4 protein-coding genes are annotated in these 16,730 nt (G+C 74.6%); 1 reads left to right on the top strand and 3 read right to left on the bottom strand.

Translation table 11 applies throughout. The annotated features are described in order from the left end of the window. Positions 1 to 15: 15 nt before the first annotated feature. The 3 genes from ACIP5W_RS23720 to hppD are packed head-to-tail and all read right to left on the bottom strand — an operon-like array spanning position 16 to position 3,538. Entirely contained in the window at positions 16 to 1,353 is a 1,338-nt protein-coding gene (locus ACIP5W_RS23720) for a PLP-dependent aminotransferase family protein (protein ID WP_401476943.1), read from the bottom strand. Beyond that, positions 1,350 to 2,480 (bottom strand): alpha-hydroxy acid oxidase, encoded by a 1,131-nt coding sequence (locus ACIP5W_RS23715; protein WP_401476940.1) that lies wholly within the window; start codon positions 2,478 to 2,480, stop codon positions 1,350 to 1,352. The genes ACIP5W_RS23720 and ACIP5W_RS23715 overlap by 4 nt, the downstream gene beginning before the upstream one ends. Beyond that, positions 2,477 to 3,538 carry a 4-hydroxyphenylpyruvate dioxygenase gene (gene hppD / locus ACIP5W_RS23710; RefSeq protein ID WP_401476937.1) on the bottom strand — a complete coding sequence of 354 codons (1,062 nt, stop codon included), beginning with the start codon at positions 3,536 to 3,538 and terminating at the stop codon, positions 2,477 to 2,479. The genes ACIP5W_RS23715 and hppD overlap by 4 nt, the downstream gene beginning before the upstream one ends. Positions 3,539 to 3,870: 332 nt before the next feature. Between hppD and ACIP5W_RS23705 the strand changes: the two genes are divergently transcribed. Then, on the top strand, positions 3,871 to 16,730 hold a 12,860-nt coding region (locus tag ACIP5W_RS23705), incomplete at its 3' end, for an amino acid adenylation domain-containing protein (RefSeq protein ID WP_401476934.1).

The following is a 16,730-nucleotide window of genomic DNA, read 5'->3' as shown; positions in this document are numbered from 1 at the left end:
CGGACGGCCCGCCGGTCAGCCCCGGTCGCCGTGGCGCGCCCGGTCCTCGACGAAGCGGGCGAGCCGCCGGGCACCGTCGACGGCCTGGTCGACGGTGACGGCGCTGCAGGACAGACGGATCCGCCGGTCCCCCGCGTCGTCCAGGTGGAAGTAGCGCATCGGCGTCCAGATCACGCCGTAGGTCTCCGCCGACCGGTGCAGGGCCGCCTCGTCGGCGGCGAAGGGGACATCGAGGGTGAGGAAGAACCCTCCGTCGGGGTCGTTCCAGCGCACTCCGGCCGACTCCGGCGCGCCGGGCGGCAGTTCGTGCGCGAGGGTGTCGCGCAGGGCTCGCATGGTGGCCTGGTAGTGCCGGGCCGCCGGTTCGTTCGCCGCCCTCAGCCCGCCACCGGCGCGCAGCAGCAGCCCGGCCACGGCGGCCTGGCTGAGGGTGGCGGTGTTGACCGTGACCATGCTCTTGACCTTGGCCAGTTCGTCGGCGAGCAGACCGGGCGCCGCGCCGTCGGCGCCTTCCACCGGCTGGTCGGCGACGACGAATCCGACCCGGGCGCCCGGGAAGGCGATCTTCGCGAAGGAGCCGAGGTAGATGACGCTCCGTGTCGTGTCCAGCGCCTTCAGGGTGGGCCGCCGGACCGTGCTGAAGACGCCGTACGGGTTGTCCTCCAGGAGCAGCAGCCCGAGCCGCCGGGCGGCGTCCAGCAGGGCCGTGCGGTCCTCCACGGACAGGCTGACGCCGGTGGGGTTGGAGCAGTCGGGCACCACGTACAGCGCCTTGGCCCGCCGGCCCCGCTCGCCCAGCTCCCGCACGATGCGGTGGAGGGCTTCCGGGTCGGGGCCGTGCGCGGTGCCGGGCACCGGGACGACGTCGATCCCGAGCAGCCGGGCCGCTCCGGTGATGCCGACGTAGCAGGGGCTGTCGACGAGCAGCACGTCCTCGGGGCCGGTGAACAGCGCCCGCAGGGTGAGCAGGACGGCTTCCTGGCAGCCGACGGTCACCACCACGGCGGCCGGGTCGACGGTCAGGTCCTCGTCCACCCGCAGCATGCGGGCCACGAGGTCCCGGATCTGGCCGGCCGTCTCGCCGTACTGGTAGAGGGCCGTGCGCACGCCCGCCTCGGACATCCCGCGCTCGCGCAGGTGGTCGAGGTAGGTCTCGATGAGCGCGGGCACGTCCGCGACGTCGAAGCCGGTCTCCTGGGGGCGCCCGGGGGCGAAGGAGACCGCCTGCGGGTAGCGCAGGGTCACCTCGTTGAGGAAGGTCATCGTGTCGAGCAGCGGTTCGGACAGGCTGCGGTGCAGGGCGGTACGGGGCAGTGCCACAGCGTGGCCCGTGGTGTCCGCGGTGATCGTCATCCATGGCTCCTGGCTGGGTACGGCGGGACCGGCGGCAGGACGGTGTCCGGGCCGATGGCGTCCGGCGCGGCATGACCGGTGAGCACCATCGTCTCGGCGAACTCCTCGGTCAGCAGGGTCAGCATCCGGCGCACCCCGGCGGCGCCGTCGGCGGCCAGGGCGTACAGCGCCGGCCGGCCGACGAGGACGGCGCGGGCGCCGAGGGCCAGGGCGACGAGGACGTCCGCGCCGGTGCGGATCCCGCCGTCCAGCAGGACGGGGCAGCGCCCGCGGACGGCGGCGACCACCTCGGGCAGGGCCTCCAGGGTGGCCGGGGCGCCGTCGAGCTGCCGGCCGCCGTGATTGGAGACGACGATGCCTGCGACGCCGGCGTCGAGGGCCGCCTCGGCGTCGCGGGCCGTGAGCACGCCCTTGGCCAGCACGGGCAGACCGCTCTCGGCGCGCAGCCGGCCGACGACGGACCACCCGGTCGAGCGGTCGAAGGCGTGCCGGCTGTGCGCACCCGGGGTCGCCGCCCCGGCGGCGGCCGTCTCGCTCAGGTTGGCCGCGGTGATGTGCCCGGGGATCCGGAAGCCGTTGCGCAGATCGCGCAGCCTGCGGCCGGTGAAGGGGGTGTCGGTGGTGAGCACCAGGGCCTGGTATCCGCCCGCGCGCGCCCGGCGGGCCAGGTCGAGCGTGGTGGCGGTGTCGCGGAAGCAGTACAGCTGCAGCCACAGCGGGGCGGTGGCTGCCGCGGCCACCTCCTCCAGGCGCCGGCTGGAGAAGGTGCTCACCACCAGGGGCAGGCCGAGGGCTCCGGCGGCGCGCGCGGTGCCCGGTTCGCCGTCGGGGTGGACGAGTTCGTGGTAGGCGACGGGGGCGATACCCACGGGCGCCGGCCAGCGGGAGCCGAGGACCTCGACGGAGGTGTCGGGTTCCTCGATGCCGGGCAGGGCCCGGGGGCGCAGCCGTGCCGCTTCGAAGACCGCCTCGTTGGCGGCCAGGGTCCGCTCCCGCCCGGCCCCGCCGGCGATGAAGTCCCAGACCTCGGCGGGGAGTCGTTCCCGGGCCCGGGCCGCGAAGTCGGCCACGGTGAGCAACTGCGGCGCGGCCGGCGCGCCCGGGGGCCGGAGGGCGGGAGCCGTCATCGGCCGGCCACTTCCCGCTCCCGCTCGACGGCCTCGTACAGCGCCTTGATGTTGGAACTGCCGAAACCGCGGGCGCCGTTGCGCTGGATGTACTCGTAGAAGAGCGTGCCGCGGGGGTACGGGGAGCGGGTGAAGATCTGCAGCAGGTAGCCCCACTCGTCGCGGTCGACCAGGACGTTGGTGTCGCGCAGGTCGGCGATGCGGTCCGACAGGCCGCTGACGCGTTCGGTCAGCAGGTCGTAGTAGGTGCCGGGGGTGCGCAGGAAGGCCACGCCGCGGTCGCCGAGGGAGCGCACCGCGCCGACGATGTCGTCGACGAGGAAGGCCAGGTGCTGGACGCCGGGGCCGCCGTGGGACTCCAGGAAGCGGTTGATCTGGCCCGGCAGCCGGGTGTCGTCGGGCTCGATCAGCGTGAAGGTGATGCCGCCGTCGGCGTTGCGCACGACGATGGAGTCCATGGCCTGGCCGCCCACCTCGATGTACTCGGAGGAGTAGTAGGGCGTGTCGAAGGCCGCCTCGTAGAACGCGGCGGTCTTGCGCAGGGTGCCGGGCTCCAGGCAGACGGCGACGTGGTCGAGGGCCGGTCGGGGGCCGCCGGTGCCGGTGGCGGCGGGGAGCAGCGCCCACTCCCGGTCGGGCGGCAGGAGGAGGCCCTCGCCCTCCGTGACGAGGGTGTGCCGGAGGTCGCCGAAGCCGGACACCGCGGCGTACCAGGACTCGTCGGCCGGGGAGGGGACCGGTGTCCGGAGCGCGGCGGCGCCGGCCAGGACGGCCCGGTCGAAGGCGGACCGGACGTCCGAGCAGCTGAAGGCGAGGTCGGCGATGGAGTCGCCGTGGCGCTCGACGTAGTCGGCCACGGCGGTGCCCCCGGCCAGCGCCTGGGTGACGACGAGGGTGACCTCGCCGCTGCGCAGCGCGGTGGAGCGCCGGTCGGGCGTGCCGGTGGCGGGGCCCGCCACCGCCACCGGCTCGAAGTCGAGGCTGCCGGTGAGGAACCCCGCGGCCTCCCGGTCGTCCGCGACGTACAGCTCGGCGTAGGCAATGGCATGGGGCGGCATGGGGGCTCTCCAATACAGGGACGGGAGAAGGCGGAAAACACCGTCGGAAATTCCGTCCCGGAAATCATGCCGGGGTCACGCCGACGGATGGCTGGGAAGGGCAGCGAAGAACACTCTACAAATAACCCGTATAACCTCGCTATCGGCTCGATATCAAGCCTCTGACGTGCAGCTACCGTTTTCAGATAACTGTATTGACCGGCCCTCGGGAGCCCTGCTAGCGTCCCCGATCGGCTTTAATTCGACGACGTCTCACCAACGCTCCGATGTTTTCTCGGCGGCGCGGCACGGAAAAGGCCGGAGCATTCCGGCGGATGATTGTGAGGAGACAGGTGTCCGAGCTCTCGATTCTTCGGCACGAACTGACCGCCGCCCAGCGCGAAGTGTGGCTGGGCCAGCAGCTGGACCCGGCGGGCACCAGCTACAAGACCGGTTCCTGCCTGGAGATCGACGGCCCGCTGGACCACGCCGTGCTGACCGAGGCCCTGCGGCGCACCCTGGCCGAGACGGAGACGCTGTGCTCCCGCTTCCTCACCGACGAGCGGGGTGAGCCCTACCGGGAACACTGCCCGGACACCCCGGCGCGGCTGCCGCACCTCGACCTGACCGGGCGCCCGGACCCCGAGGCCGAGGCGATCGCCTGGATGGAGCGCGACCGGGCGACGCCCGTGGCCCTGGACCAGCCGGACATCAGCCGCCACGCGCTGTTCACGCTCGCGCCGGGCCGGCACATGTACTACCTGGGCGTCCACCACATCGTGCTGGACGGCACCAGCATGACCCTGTTCTACGAGCGGCTCGCCGAGATCTACCGGGCCCTGACGCGAGGTCAGGACGCCCCGGACTGCTCCTTCGGCAGCATGGACCAGATCGTCACCGGTGAGGAGGCCTACCGCGCCTCGGCCCGGCACGAGCGCGACCGGGCCTACTGGACCGGGCTGTTCGGCGACCGGCCCGAGCCGGTCTCGCTCACCGGCCGGGTCAGCGCGCACGCCCTGGCCGGGACCCTGGCCAGCGTGCGGCTCGGGCCCGAACGCACCCGGGTGCTGGAGGAGGCGGCGCAGTCGGCCGGTTCGTCCTGGGCACGGGTGGTGATCGCCGCGGTGGCGGCGTTCCTGCACCGGATGACCGACGCCCGGGACATCGTGGTCTCCGTCCCGGTCACCGGCCGCCACGGCGCCAACGCCCGGACCACACCGAGCATGGTCTCCAACCAGCTGCCGCTGCGCCTGACGGTGGACCCCGGGGCGAGCTTCGCCGCCCTGGTCGAGGAGGTCTCCACCGGGCTGCGCGGCCTGATGGCGCACAGCCGTTACCGGGGCGAGGAGCTCAACCGCGAACTGGGCGGCGCGGGCGCCCTCGGCCCGACGGTGAACGTGCTGCCCTACACCCGGCCCGTGGACTTCGGCGGACCGCTGGGGCGGATGCGCAGCCTGGGGTCCGGTCCCACCACCGATCTGAACTTCGTGCTGACGGGCACCCCCGAGTCGGGGCTGCGGGTCGACTTCGAGGGCAATCCGCAGGTGTACGGCGCCGCGGAGCTGGCCGGTCTCCAGGAACGCTTCGTGCGGCTGATGGAGGACCTCGCCGCCCACCCGGACACTCCGGTGGGCCGCTCCGAACTGCTCACCGCCGAGGAGCGCCACCGCGTCCTGAGCGAGTGGAACGACACCGGCCGGGACGTGCCGGACGACACCCTCACCGGGCTGCTGGACCGGCAGGCGGCCCGCAGCCCCGAACGGGAGGCGCTGGCCTTCGAGGGAACCTCCCTGACCTACGCCGAGCTGCACGCCCGCGCCGACCGGCTCGCCGCGCTGCTGGCCGAACGGGGGGCCGGCCCGGAGAAGTTCGTGGCCGTGGCGCTGCCCCGCTCGGTGGAGCTGGTCGTCGCCCTGCTGGCCGTGCTGAAGTCGGGCGCCGCCTACGTCCCCGTCGACCCCGGATACCCGGCGGACCGCATCGGCCACGTCCTGCGCGACGCGGGCGCGTCGCTGGTGCTGACCACCCGCGACACCGAGGACCGGCTGCCCGCCGACGGCACCGCGCGCCTCCTGCTCGACGACCTCGGCGCAGCCACCGCCCCGTCCGTGCCCGCCGCGCCCGCCGCGCCCCTCGACCCGAGCCATCCCGCGTACGTCATCTTCACCTCGGGCTCCACCGGACGTCCCAAGGGCGTGGTCGTCTCGCACCGGGCGATCGTGAACCGGCTGGCCTGGATGCAGGACACCTACCGGCTCGGCCCCGACGACCGGGTGCTGCAGAAGACGCCGTCGGGGTTCGACGTGTCGGTGTGGGAGTTCTTCTGGCCGCTGCTGCAGGGCGCGACGCTGGTGGTCGCCCGGCCCGAGGGGCACCTCGACCCGGCCTACCTGGCCGAGACGATCCGGCGCGAACGCATCACCACCGCCCACTTCGTGCCGTCCATGCTCGAGGTGTTCCTGCGCGAGCCGTCCGCCGGCGCGCTGTCCGGGATGCGCCGCGTCTTCTGCAGCGGCGAGGCCCTCCCCGCCGAACTGCGGGCCCGGTTCCGGGCGACGGCCGACGTGCCGTTGCACAACCTGTACGGTCCCACCGAGGCCGCCGTCGACGTCACCCACTGGAACTGCGCCGAGGACACCGGCTCGCGGCCGGTGCCGATCGGCCGCCCGGTGTGGAACACCCGCATGTACGTGCTGGACTCCGCGCTGCGCCCGGTGCCCGCCGGGGTGCGCGGCGAGCTGTACATCGCCGGCGTCCAGCTGGCCCGTGGCTATCTGGGCCGGCCCGGGCTCAGCTCCGAGCGTTTCACCGCGGATCCGCACGGCGCGCCGGGCAGCCGCATGTACCGCACCGGCGACCTGGCGCGCTGGAACCCGGACGGCAGCCTGGACTACCTGGGCCGCGCCGATCAGCAGGTCAAGCTGCGCGGCTTCCGCATCGAACCCGGCGAGATCGAGGCCGCCCTGACCCGGCAGCCCGAGGTCGCCGGGGCCGCGGTGCTGCTGCGCGAGGACCGGCCCGGCGACCAGCGTCTGGTCGCCTACACCGTGCCGGCCGGCGAGAGCGCCGCCGACGCGGACACACTGGCCGCTCGGCTGCGCGCGGCGCTGCCCGACTACATGGTGCCCTCGGCGTTCGTCACGCTGCCGCAGCTGCCCGTGACCCCGAACGGCAAGCTGGACCGCAAGGCCCTGCCCGTCCCGGACGCGCCCGCGCGCGGCGGCGGGCGCGCCCCGCGCACCCCGCGCGAGGAGCTGCTGTGCGCGCTGTTCGCCGAGGTCCTCGGCGTCGAGGCGGTCGGCATCGACGACGGCTTCTTCGACTTGGGCGGCCACTCCCTGCTCGCCACCCGGCTGATCAGCCGCATCCGCACCGCCCTGGGCGTCGAGGTGCCGATCCGGCAGGTGTTCGAGTCCCCGACCGTGGCGGCGCTGGCCCGCGCCGTGGCCGGCGAGGGCCGGGCGCGTACGGCGGTGACGGCCCGGGTGCGGCCGGAGCGGCTGCCGTTGTCCTTCGCCCAGCGACGGCTGTGGTTCCTGCACCAGTACGAGGGACCCTCGCCGCTGTACAACATCCCGGCCGCTCTGCGGCTGACGGGCCCGGTGGACGCCGCGGCCCTGCGGGCGGCGCTCGGGGACGTGGTGGCTCGCCACGAGAGCCTGCGCACCGTCTGCGCCGAGGACGAACACGGGCCCCACCAGGTCGTCCTGCCCGTGGCCGACGCGGCGATCCGTCTTCCGGTCACCGACACCGATGCCGGGCACCTGGACGCGGCCGTCGCCCGGATCGCCCGCACCCCCTTCGACCTGGCCCGCGACCTGCCGCTGCGCACCGCCCTGCTGCGCACCGCCCCGGACGAGCACGTGCTGATGCTGGTGCTGCACCACATCGCCGGCGACGGCTGGTCGCTGGCCCCCCTCGCCCGCGACCTGGGCACCGCCTACCGCGCCCGGCTGGCGGGGACGGCCCCCGCGTGGGAGCCGCTGCCCGCGCAGTATGCCGACTACACCCTGTGGCAGCACGAACTCCTGGGCGCCGACGGGGACCCCGACAGCGAGGGCGGCCGGCAACTGGCGCACTGGCGGCAGGTCCTGGCCGGTCTGCCCGAGCGGCTGGAGCTGCCCGCCGACCGGCCGCGTCCGGCCCGCCGCGACAACTCCGGCGACCGGCTGGACCTGCGCGTGCCCGCCGGCCTGCACCAGGAGCTGGCCGGGCTGGCCGCGGAGAGCCGAACCAGTGTGTTCATGGTGCTGCAGGCCGCGCTCGCCGCACTGCTGACCCGGCTCGGCGCCGGGGAGGACGTGCCGATCGGCTCGACCATCGCCGGACGCACCGACGCGGCCGTGGAGAACCTCGTCGGCTTCTTCGTCAACACGCTGGTGCTGCGCACCGACACCGGCGGCGACCCGACGTTCCGCGCGCTGCTCGGCAGGGTCCGCGACACCGACCTGGCCGCCTACGCTCACCAGGACCTGCCGTTCGAGCGGCTGGTCGAGGCGGTCAACCCCGACCGCGGCGCCGGCCACCACCCGCTGTTCCAGGTCATGCTGACCTTCGACACCACCCAGCAGGACGCCCTGGGCGAGCTGGGCCGGCTGCCCGGCCTGCGCGCCGAGCTGATGCCCGTGCACACGGGTCTGAGCAAGTTCGACCTGGCGTTCGCCTTCGACGAGCGCCGGGACGCCGACGGCGCCGCCGCGGGCATCGACCTCGCCGTGGAGTTCAGCACCGGGCTCTTCGACGCCCCGACCGCCCGCGCCCTGGCCGAGCGTTTGCTGGGCCTGCTGGCCCAGGCCGTCGCGGACCCGGACCGGCGGCTGGCCGACCTGGACGTACTGGTGGCGGGCGAGCAGCGGACCCTGCTGGTGGACGCCAACCGCTCCCCCGTCGCCGTCCCCGCGCCGCGGGCGACGCTGCCGGAGCTGTTCGAGCGGCAGGCGGCCCGGCACGCGCACCGCCCGGCGGTCACCTACGAGGACACCACGCTGACGTACGCCGAGCTCAACGCCCGCGCCAACCGGCTCGCCCGGCTGCTCGCGGAGCGCGGTACCGGCCCCGGTGACCTGGTCGCGCTGGCCCTGCCGCGCTCGCTGGAGCTGGTCGTCGCCCTGCTCGCGGTGGTCAAGTCCGGCGCCGCCTACGTGCCGCTCGACCCGGGCTACCCGGCCGAACGGCTGGCGCACGCGCTGTCCGACTCGGCTCCCGCGGTCCTGCTGACCACCGAGGAGGCTGCGGCCCGGCTGCCCGCGCACGAGGTGCCGACGCTTGTCATGGGCGCGGGGGAGGCGGACGGCCGGCCCGCGGACGACCTCGCGCCGGGCGAGCGGACCCGGCCGCTCGACGGGCAGGACATCGCGTACGTCATCTACACGTCGGGCTCCACCGGCCGTCCCAAGGGCGTGGCCGTGCCGCACCGCAACGTCGTGCGGCTGTTCTCCGCCACCGACCACTGGTTCGGCTTCGACGAGCGGGACGTGTGGACCCTGTTCCACTCGTACGCATTCGACTTCTCCGTCTGGGAGCTGTGGGGCGCCCTGCTGCACGGCGGCAGGCTCGTCGTCGTCCCGCACGGCGTGAGCCGGGACCCGGCCGCGTTCCTGGCGCTGCTGGAGCGCGAGCGGGTCACGGTGCTCAACCAGACCCCGTCGGCCTTCCACCAGCTGGCCGCCGCCGACCGGGAACGGTCCGCGCAACTCGCCCTGCGGTACGTGGTCTTCGGCGGAGAGGCGCTGGACCTGTCACGGCTGGGCGACTGGTACGAGCGGCACGCCGACGACGCCCCGGTGCTGGTCAACATGTACGGCATCACCGAGACCACCGTGCACGTCTCCCACTTCCCGCTGGACCGCGTCACCGCCGCCGTCGCGTCGGCGAGCACCGTCGGCGTCAACATCCCCGACCTGCGCGTGTACGTCCTGGACTCCCGGCTGCGGCCCGCGCCGCCCGGTGTCACCGGTGAGATGTACGTCGCCGGGGCCGGTCTCGCCCAGGGCTATCTGGGCCGGCCGGGGCTGACCGCGGACCGGTTCCCCGCCGACCCGCACGCCGCGCTGTTCGGCGAGGCGGGTGCCCGTATGTACCGCACGGGCGACCTGGCCCGGCGCCGCGCCGACGGCGGCCTCGACTACCTCGGGCGCGCCGACCACCAGGTCAAGATCCGCGGCTTCCGCATCGAGCCCGGCGAGATCGAGGCCGTGCTCGCGGCCCACCCCACCGTGCGGGACGTGGCCGTGCGGCTGCGCGAGGACACCCCCGGAGACCGACGCCTGGTCGCCTACGTGGTCACCGACGGTCCCCTGCCCGACCGGACGTTGCCCGACCACGCCGCCGCCCGGCTGCCGGAGCACATGCTGCCGTCCGCGTTCGTCGCCCTCGACGCGCTGCCGCTGACCCCCAACGGCAAGCTGGACACCCGGGCGCTGCCCGCACCCGCCTACGCGGCGACCGCCGCCGGCCGCGCTCCTCGCGGGCCGCGCGAGGAGATGCTGTGCACGCTGTTCGCCGAGGTCCTCGCGGTGCCCCGGGTCACCGTCGACGACAGCTTCTTCGATCTGGGCGGCCACTCCCTGCTCGCCACCCGGCTCGCCGCCCGGATCCGCGCCGCGCTCGGTGCGGAGCTGTCGGTGCGGCAGCTGTTCGACACTCCCACGGTGGCCGGTCTGTCGGCCGCCCTGCACGACGCCGAGCACACCCGGGAGCCGCTGACGGCGGGGCCGCGCCCGGACCGGCTGCCGCTGTCGTACGCCCAGCAGCGGCTGTGGTTCCTGCACCAGCTCGACGGTCCCGCGCCGACGTACAACATCACCGGCGCGCTCCGGCTGACCGGCGCGCTCGACACCGAGGCGCTGCGGGCCGCCTTCGCCGACGTCGTCACACGGCACGAGAGCCTGCGCACGGTCTTCGCGCAGGAAGAGCCGGGGGCCCGGCAGATCGTGCTGGACCCCGCCGGCGTCCGCTTCCCGCTGCCGGTCGTGGACACCGCCGCGGACGAGGTGGACGCCCGGCTGGAACGGGCCGCCCGGCACTGCTTCGACCTGGAGCGCGACCTGCCCGTCCGCGCCGAGCTGTTCCGGGTGGACCCGGCCGAGCACGTCCTGCTGCTGATGATCCATCACATCGCGGGTGACGGCTGGTCCCTGGGTCCCCTGATGCGCGACCTGGCCACCGCCTACACCGCGCGGACCGACGGCGAGGCGCCCGCCTGGGCACCGCTGCCCGCCCAGTACGCCGACTTCGCGCTGTGGCAGCGCGCCACGCTCGGCGACGCGCGGGACGTGACGTCCCTCGCCGGCCGTCAGCTCGCGCACTGGCGGCAGGCCCTGGACGGGCTGCCCGAACACCTCGAACTGCCCGCCGACCGGCCCCGGCCGGCCGTCGCCTCGCATCGCGGCGGGCGCGTGCCGCTGGCCGTGCCGCCGGAGGTCCACCGCGCCGCCGTCGCCCTCGCCGCGGAGTCCCGGGCCACTCTGTTCATGGTGGTGCAGGCTGCTCTCGCCGCGCTGCTGTCCCGGATGGGCGCCGGTGACGACATCCCGGTCGGCACGCCCGTGGCGGGCCGCGCCGACGACGCCGTCGACCAGCTCGTCGGCTTCTTCGTGAACACCCTGGTGCTGCGCACGGACACCGGCGGCGACCCGACCTTCCGCGAACTCCTGGACCGGGTCCGGGAGACCGACCTGACCGCCTACGCCCACCAGGACCTCCCCTTCGAGCACCTGGTGGACGTGCTCTCCCCGGCCAGGTCGCTGTCGCACAACCCGCTCTTCCAGGTGCTGCTGAGCCTCGACACCACCCAGCAGGACGCGCTGGGCGCCCTGGCGGCGACCGGCCTCGGGGCCACCCCGCTGACGGTCTGGACGGGCGTCGCCAAGCTGGACCTCGCGCTGGAACTCGCCGAGCACCGGGACACCGACGGAGCCCCGGCCGGTCTCGTGGGCGCCGCCGAGTACAGCGCCGACCTCTTCGACGAGGACACCGTCCGGGCCCTGGCCGACCGGTTCCTGCGCCTGCTCACCGCGCTCGTCACCGCACCCGACCGGCGCATCGGGGACGTCGACCTGCTCGGCGAGGCGGAGCGCCAAAAGGTGCTGACCGAGTGGAACGACACGCCCCGGCCCGCCGAGACCCTCACCTTCGCCGCCTACGTGGAACGGCACGCCGCCGAGGCGCCGGAGCGGCCCGCCGTCGAGTTCGCCGGGCAGGTGCTCGACTACGCCGGGCTCAACACGCGCGCCAACCGGCTGGCCCGCCGGCTGCTGCGCCTGGGCGCCGGACCGGAGCGGTTCGTCGCCGCCGCCCTGCCGCGCGGCGCCGACCTGGTCGTCGCCGCCCTCGCCGCCTTCAAGGCGGGCGCCGCCTATCTGCCCGTCGACCCGGCCTACCCGGCCGAACGCGTCGCCCACGTCCTCGCCGACGCCGCACCGGTCGTCGTGGTGACCTCCGCCGACGTCGCCGGGAACCTGCCCGACGGGCCCGAGCCGCGGCTGCTGCTGGACGACCCGGCAACCGCCGACGTCCTGGACCGGCTGCCCGCGCACGACGTCACCGACGCCGAGCGACCGGTGCCGCTGCGGCCCGAGCACCCGGCGTACATGATCTACACCTCGGGCACCACGGGCCGCCCCAAGGGCGTCGTCGTCACCCACACCGGACTGCCGGGCCTGCTCGACATCTTCGTCCGCGACTGCCAGGCCGGGCCGGGCAGCAGGATCCTGCAGCACCTCTCCCCCGGCTTCGACGCCGCGTTCTGGGAACTGGCGATGGGCCTGCTCACCGGCGCCACCCTGGTCGTGGCCCCGCAGGACATCACGCCCGGGCCGGAGCTGGCCGCACTGGCGACGCGCCACGCCGCGACCCATCTGAGCCTGACGCCCGGCGTCCTGGGCCTGATGGCCGAGGGTTCGCTGCCTGCCGGCACGACCCTCGTGGTCGGTGCCGAGACCACCCCGCCGGAGCTCGTGGAGCGCTGGTCCGCGGGCCGCACCATGCTCAACTCCTACGGCCCCACCGAGACCACGGTCTGCTCCACGATGAGCCGCCCGCTGTCCGGCGCCGTCACCCCGCCGATCGGCTCCCCCGTCGCGGGCACCGCCGTCTACGTCCTGGACGGCTCGCTGCGCCCGGTCCCGCCGGGTGTGCCCGGCGAGCTGTACGCGGCCGGCCCGCACCTGGCCCGCGGCTACCACGGCCGGGCCGCGCTCACCGCCGAACGCTTCGTCGCCGCCCCGTTCGGCGCCCCGGGCTCCCGGCTGTACCGCACCGGTGACCTGGTGCGCTGGCTGCCGCACGGCGAACTGGAGTACCTCGGCCGGGCCGACGACCAGGTCAAGATCCGCGGACTGCGCATCGAACCGACCGAGATCGAGGCGGTCCTGACCGAACGCGCGGAGCTCGTCCGGGCCGCCGTGATCGTCCGGGAGGACCGGCCGGGCGACCGGCGGCTCGTGGCCTACGTCGTCCCGGAGCCGGGTCACACCCCGGACGCGGCCCGGCTGCGCGCCGCACTGCGCGAGACACTGCCCGACCACATGATCCCGACGGCGTTCGTCATGCTCGACGCGCTGCCGCTGACCATCAACGGCAAGCTGGACCGCAAGGCGCTGCCCGCGCCCGACCACACCGCGCAGCGCTCCGGCCGCCGCCCGGCCACGCCGCGCGAACGACTGCTGTGCGACCTGTTCGCGCAGACCCTCGGCGTGGCGGAGGTGGGCGCCGACGACGGCTTCTTCGACCTGGGCGGCGACAGCATCCTGTCCATCCAGTTGATCGGCAGGGCCCGCACGGCCGGCCTGGCGCTGTCGGTCCGCGACGTCTTCGAGCATCAGACGCCGGCCCTGCTCGCCGAGTCCGCCACCGGCACCCCGGCGGACGGCAACGGCCCGGCGGCCGTCTCCGGTACGCCGTGGGGTGCGGCGCCCGTGACCCCGATGATGCGCTGGTTCGCCGAACTCGGCTCGGACGCCGCCCCGTTCAACCAGTCGATCGTCCTCACGGCCCCGGCGGGCCTGGACGGCGACGCCCTGGAGGCCGCGCTGGGCATCCTCCTCGACCACCATGACACCCTGCGCCTGCGGGTCACCGAGGACTGGACGGTCACCGTCCCCGAACCCGGCTCCGTCACCGGCGCCGACTGCCTGACCCGCGTCGACGCCTCCGGCCTGGACGCGCCGGCGCTGGACGCGGCGGTCACGGAACAGGCCCGCGCGGCACGGGCCCGGCTGGCCCCGGCGGACGGCCGGATGCTCCAGGCGGTCTGGTTCGACCGCGGCCCCGGCAGCGAAGGACTGCTCGTCCTGGTGGCCAACCACCTGGTCGTCGACGGCGTCAGCTGGCGCATCCTCGTCCCCGACCTGGTCACGGCGTACGAGGGCGGCGCCCTCGCCCCGGTGGGCACGCCCTGGCGGCAGTGGGCGCGCGCGCTCGCGGAGCTGGCCGAACACCCGCGCACCGAGGCCGAGCTGGATCACTGGCGGTCGGTGCTCGGCGACGCCCCGCACACCCCGCGCCTGGACCGTGCCCGCGACCTGCACGCGGTGGCCGGCGAGATCACCGCGGAGCTGGACGCGGACACCACCCGCGCACTCCTCACCCGGGTCCCCGGGTTGTGCCGGGCCTCGGTCAACGACGTGCTGCTGAGCGCGTTCGCGGTGGCGGTCGCCGAGTGGCGGCGCGGCCGCGGTGACGACCCGGACGCCCCGGTCGTCGTCGACCTGGAGAGCCACGGCCGCCACGAGGACGCCGTGCCCGGCAGCGAACTGAGCCGCACCGCCGGCTGGTTCACCGCCCTGTACCCCGTACGGCTCGCCGCCCGCCGCGCCGAGGGCACCACCGCCCCGATGTTCCGGGCGCTGAAGACGGTCAAGGAGCAGCTGCGCGCGGTACCCGGCGACGGCCTCGGCTACGGTCTGCTGCGCCGTCTCAACGCCCGCACTCAGCAGGCGCTGGCCGCGCTGCCCGAGCCGCAGTTCGGTTTCAACTACCTCGGGCGGCTCGGCCAGGACGACGGCACCGGTGCATCCTGGGCCATCGCCGGGGGCGACGTCGCCGGCATCGACGGCGCCATGCCCCTGGCCCACCCCGTCGACCTCAACGCCGTCGCACTGGACACCGGTTCGGGCACTCGCCTGCGGGCGACCTGGACGTACGCGCCCTCCCTGGTCACCGCGGAGGACGCCCGGCGTCTCGCCGACGCCTGGTTCCGGGCCCTGCGCGACCTGGTCGCCGAGTCCGAACGGCCCGGTGCCGCCGGACTGACCCCGTCGGACCTCGCCCACCCCGGCCTGCGCCAGGACGAGGTCGAACTGCTGGAGCGCGCCGTACCCGGCTTGCAGGACGTCCTCCCGTCGACCCCGCTCCAGGAGGGCTTCCTCTTCCTCAGCCTGTACGACCAGGAGGCGCGCGACGTCTACGTCGGCCAGATCTCCTTCGACCTCGAAGGCGCCTTCGACGCCGCCCGCATGCGCACGGCGGTCCACGCGCTGCTGCGCCGCCACCCCAACCTGCGGGCCGGCTTCCGCCAGACCACCTCGGGCGAATGGGTGCAGGCGATCCCCGCCGACGCCGAGCCCGACTGGCGTGAGGCGGACCTGAGCGGCCTGCCGGCGGAGGAGCGGCAGCGTGAGGCGGCCCGGCTGGCCGCCGAGGACCGCGACCGCCGCTTCGACCTGGGCCGCCCGCCGCTGCTGCGCTTCACCGCGCTGCGGCTGTCGCCCGACCACGTCCGGCTGGTGATGACCAACCATCACATCCTGCTCGACGGCTGGTCCCTGCCGCTGCTGTGGCAGGAGCTGACGACGCTGTACGCGGCGGCGGGCGACGCCTCCTCACTGCCCCGCGTGCGTCCCTACGGGGACTACCTGGCCTGGCTGGGCACCCGTGACCGGGACGCCGCCCGGGACGCCTGGCGGCACTCCCTGTCCGGCCTGGAGGAGGCCTGCCTGCTCGCACCCGGCGCCGGCGCGGTCGAAGCAGCCCCGCTGAGTGTCGCGTTCGGCCTGGACCCGTCGGCCACCGAGTCGCTGGCGGCGTGGGCGAGGTCGCGGGGCGTGACCATGAACACCGTCGTCCAAGGGGCCTGGGCCCTCGCCCTGGCCCAGGCCACCGGCCGCGACGACGTCGTCTTCGGCGCCACCGTCTCCGGCCGCCCGCCCGAGCTCACCGGCGTCGAGCACATGGTCGGCCTGTTCATCAACACCCTCCCGGTCCGCCTGCGCCTGGACCCCGCCGAAACCCTCACCGGCCTCTTCCGCCGCCTGCAGAACGAACAGACCGCTCTCCTGGACCACCAGTGGCCCGGCCTCGCCGACATCCAGGCCTGGGCCGGACACCCCCACCTCTTCGACACCGCAATGGTGTTCCAGAACTACCCGGTCAGCGCCGAGGCGACGAGCCCCGACCTCGACGGTCTGCGCGTCGCCGGGTTCCAGGCCGTGGAGCACACCGACTTCGTCGCCAACCTGGTGGCACACACGAGGGACGCGGCCCTGCACCTGCGGCTCGACCACCGGGCCGACGTCTGCGACGAGACCCTGGCCCGGTCGCTGGCCGACCGCATGCTGCGGGTGCTGGAGGCGCTCGTCTCCGACGGCGACCTGCCCGTCGGCCGCCTCGACACACTGGAACCAGCGGTGCGCGAGCGGGTGCTGGTGGAGTGGAACGGCACGGCGACCGAGCTGCCGGACGTCCCCGTGCACGAGCTCGTCGCCCGGCAGGCCGCACGCACACCGGATGCGGTGGCGCTGGCCGGTGACGGGCAGAGCCTGACGTACCGCGAGCTGAACGGCCGCGCCAACCAGCTGGCCCGCCACCTGATCGGCCAGGGCATACGCGCCGAGCAGTTCGTCGCCGTGGTGCTGCCCCGCTCACTCGACGCCGTCGTCACCCTGCTGGCGGTACTGAAGACGGGAGCGGCCTACCTGCCCGTCGACCCCGACTACCCCGAGGAGCGCATCACCCACATCCTCAGCGACGCGGCCCCCGCCCTCACCCTCACCGAACCCGTGCCGCACGGCGCCTATGCAGGACTGCCGGATGCGGAGGTCACCGACACCGAGCGGCGGACGGCCTGGTCGGTCCGCCACGCCGCCTACATGATCTACACCTCCGGCTCCACCGGACGCCCCAAGGGTGTGGTCATCGACCACCACGCCCTGGCCACCTACCTCCACCGCGCCCGCAGCGCCTACCCCGCCACCACCGGCTCGACCGTGCTGCA

Source organism: Streptomyces sp. NPDC088766 (assembly GCF_044750845.1).
In the GTDB taxonomy this organism is placed as follows: Bacteria; Actinomycetota; Actinomycetes; order Streptomycetales; family Streptomycetaceae; genus Streptomyces.
Note: the sequence above shows the minus strand (reverse complement) of the source record. Positions and strands in the feature narration are given on the sequence as shown.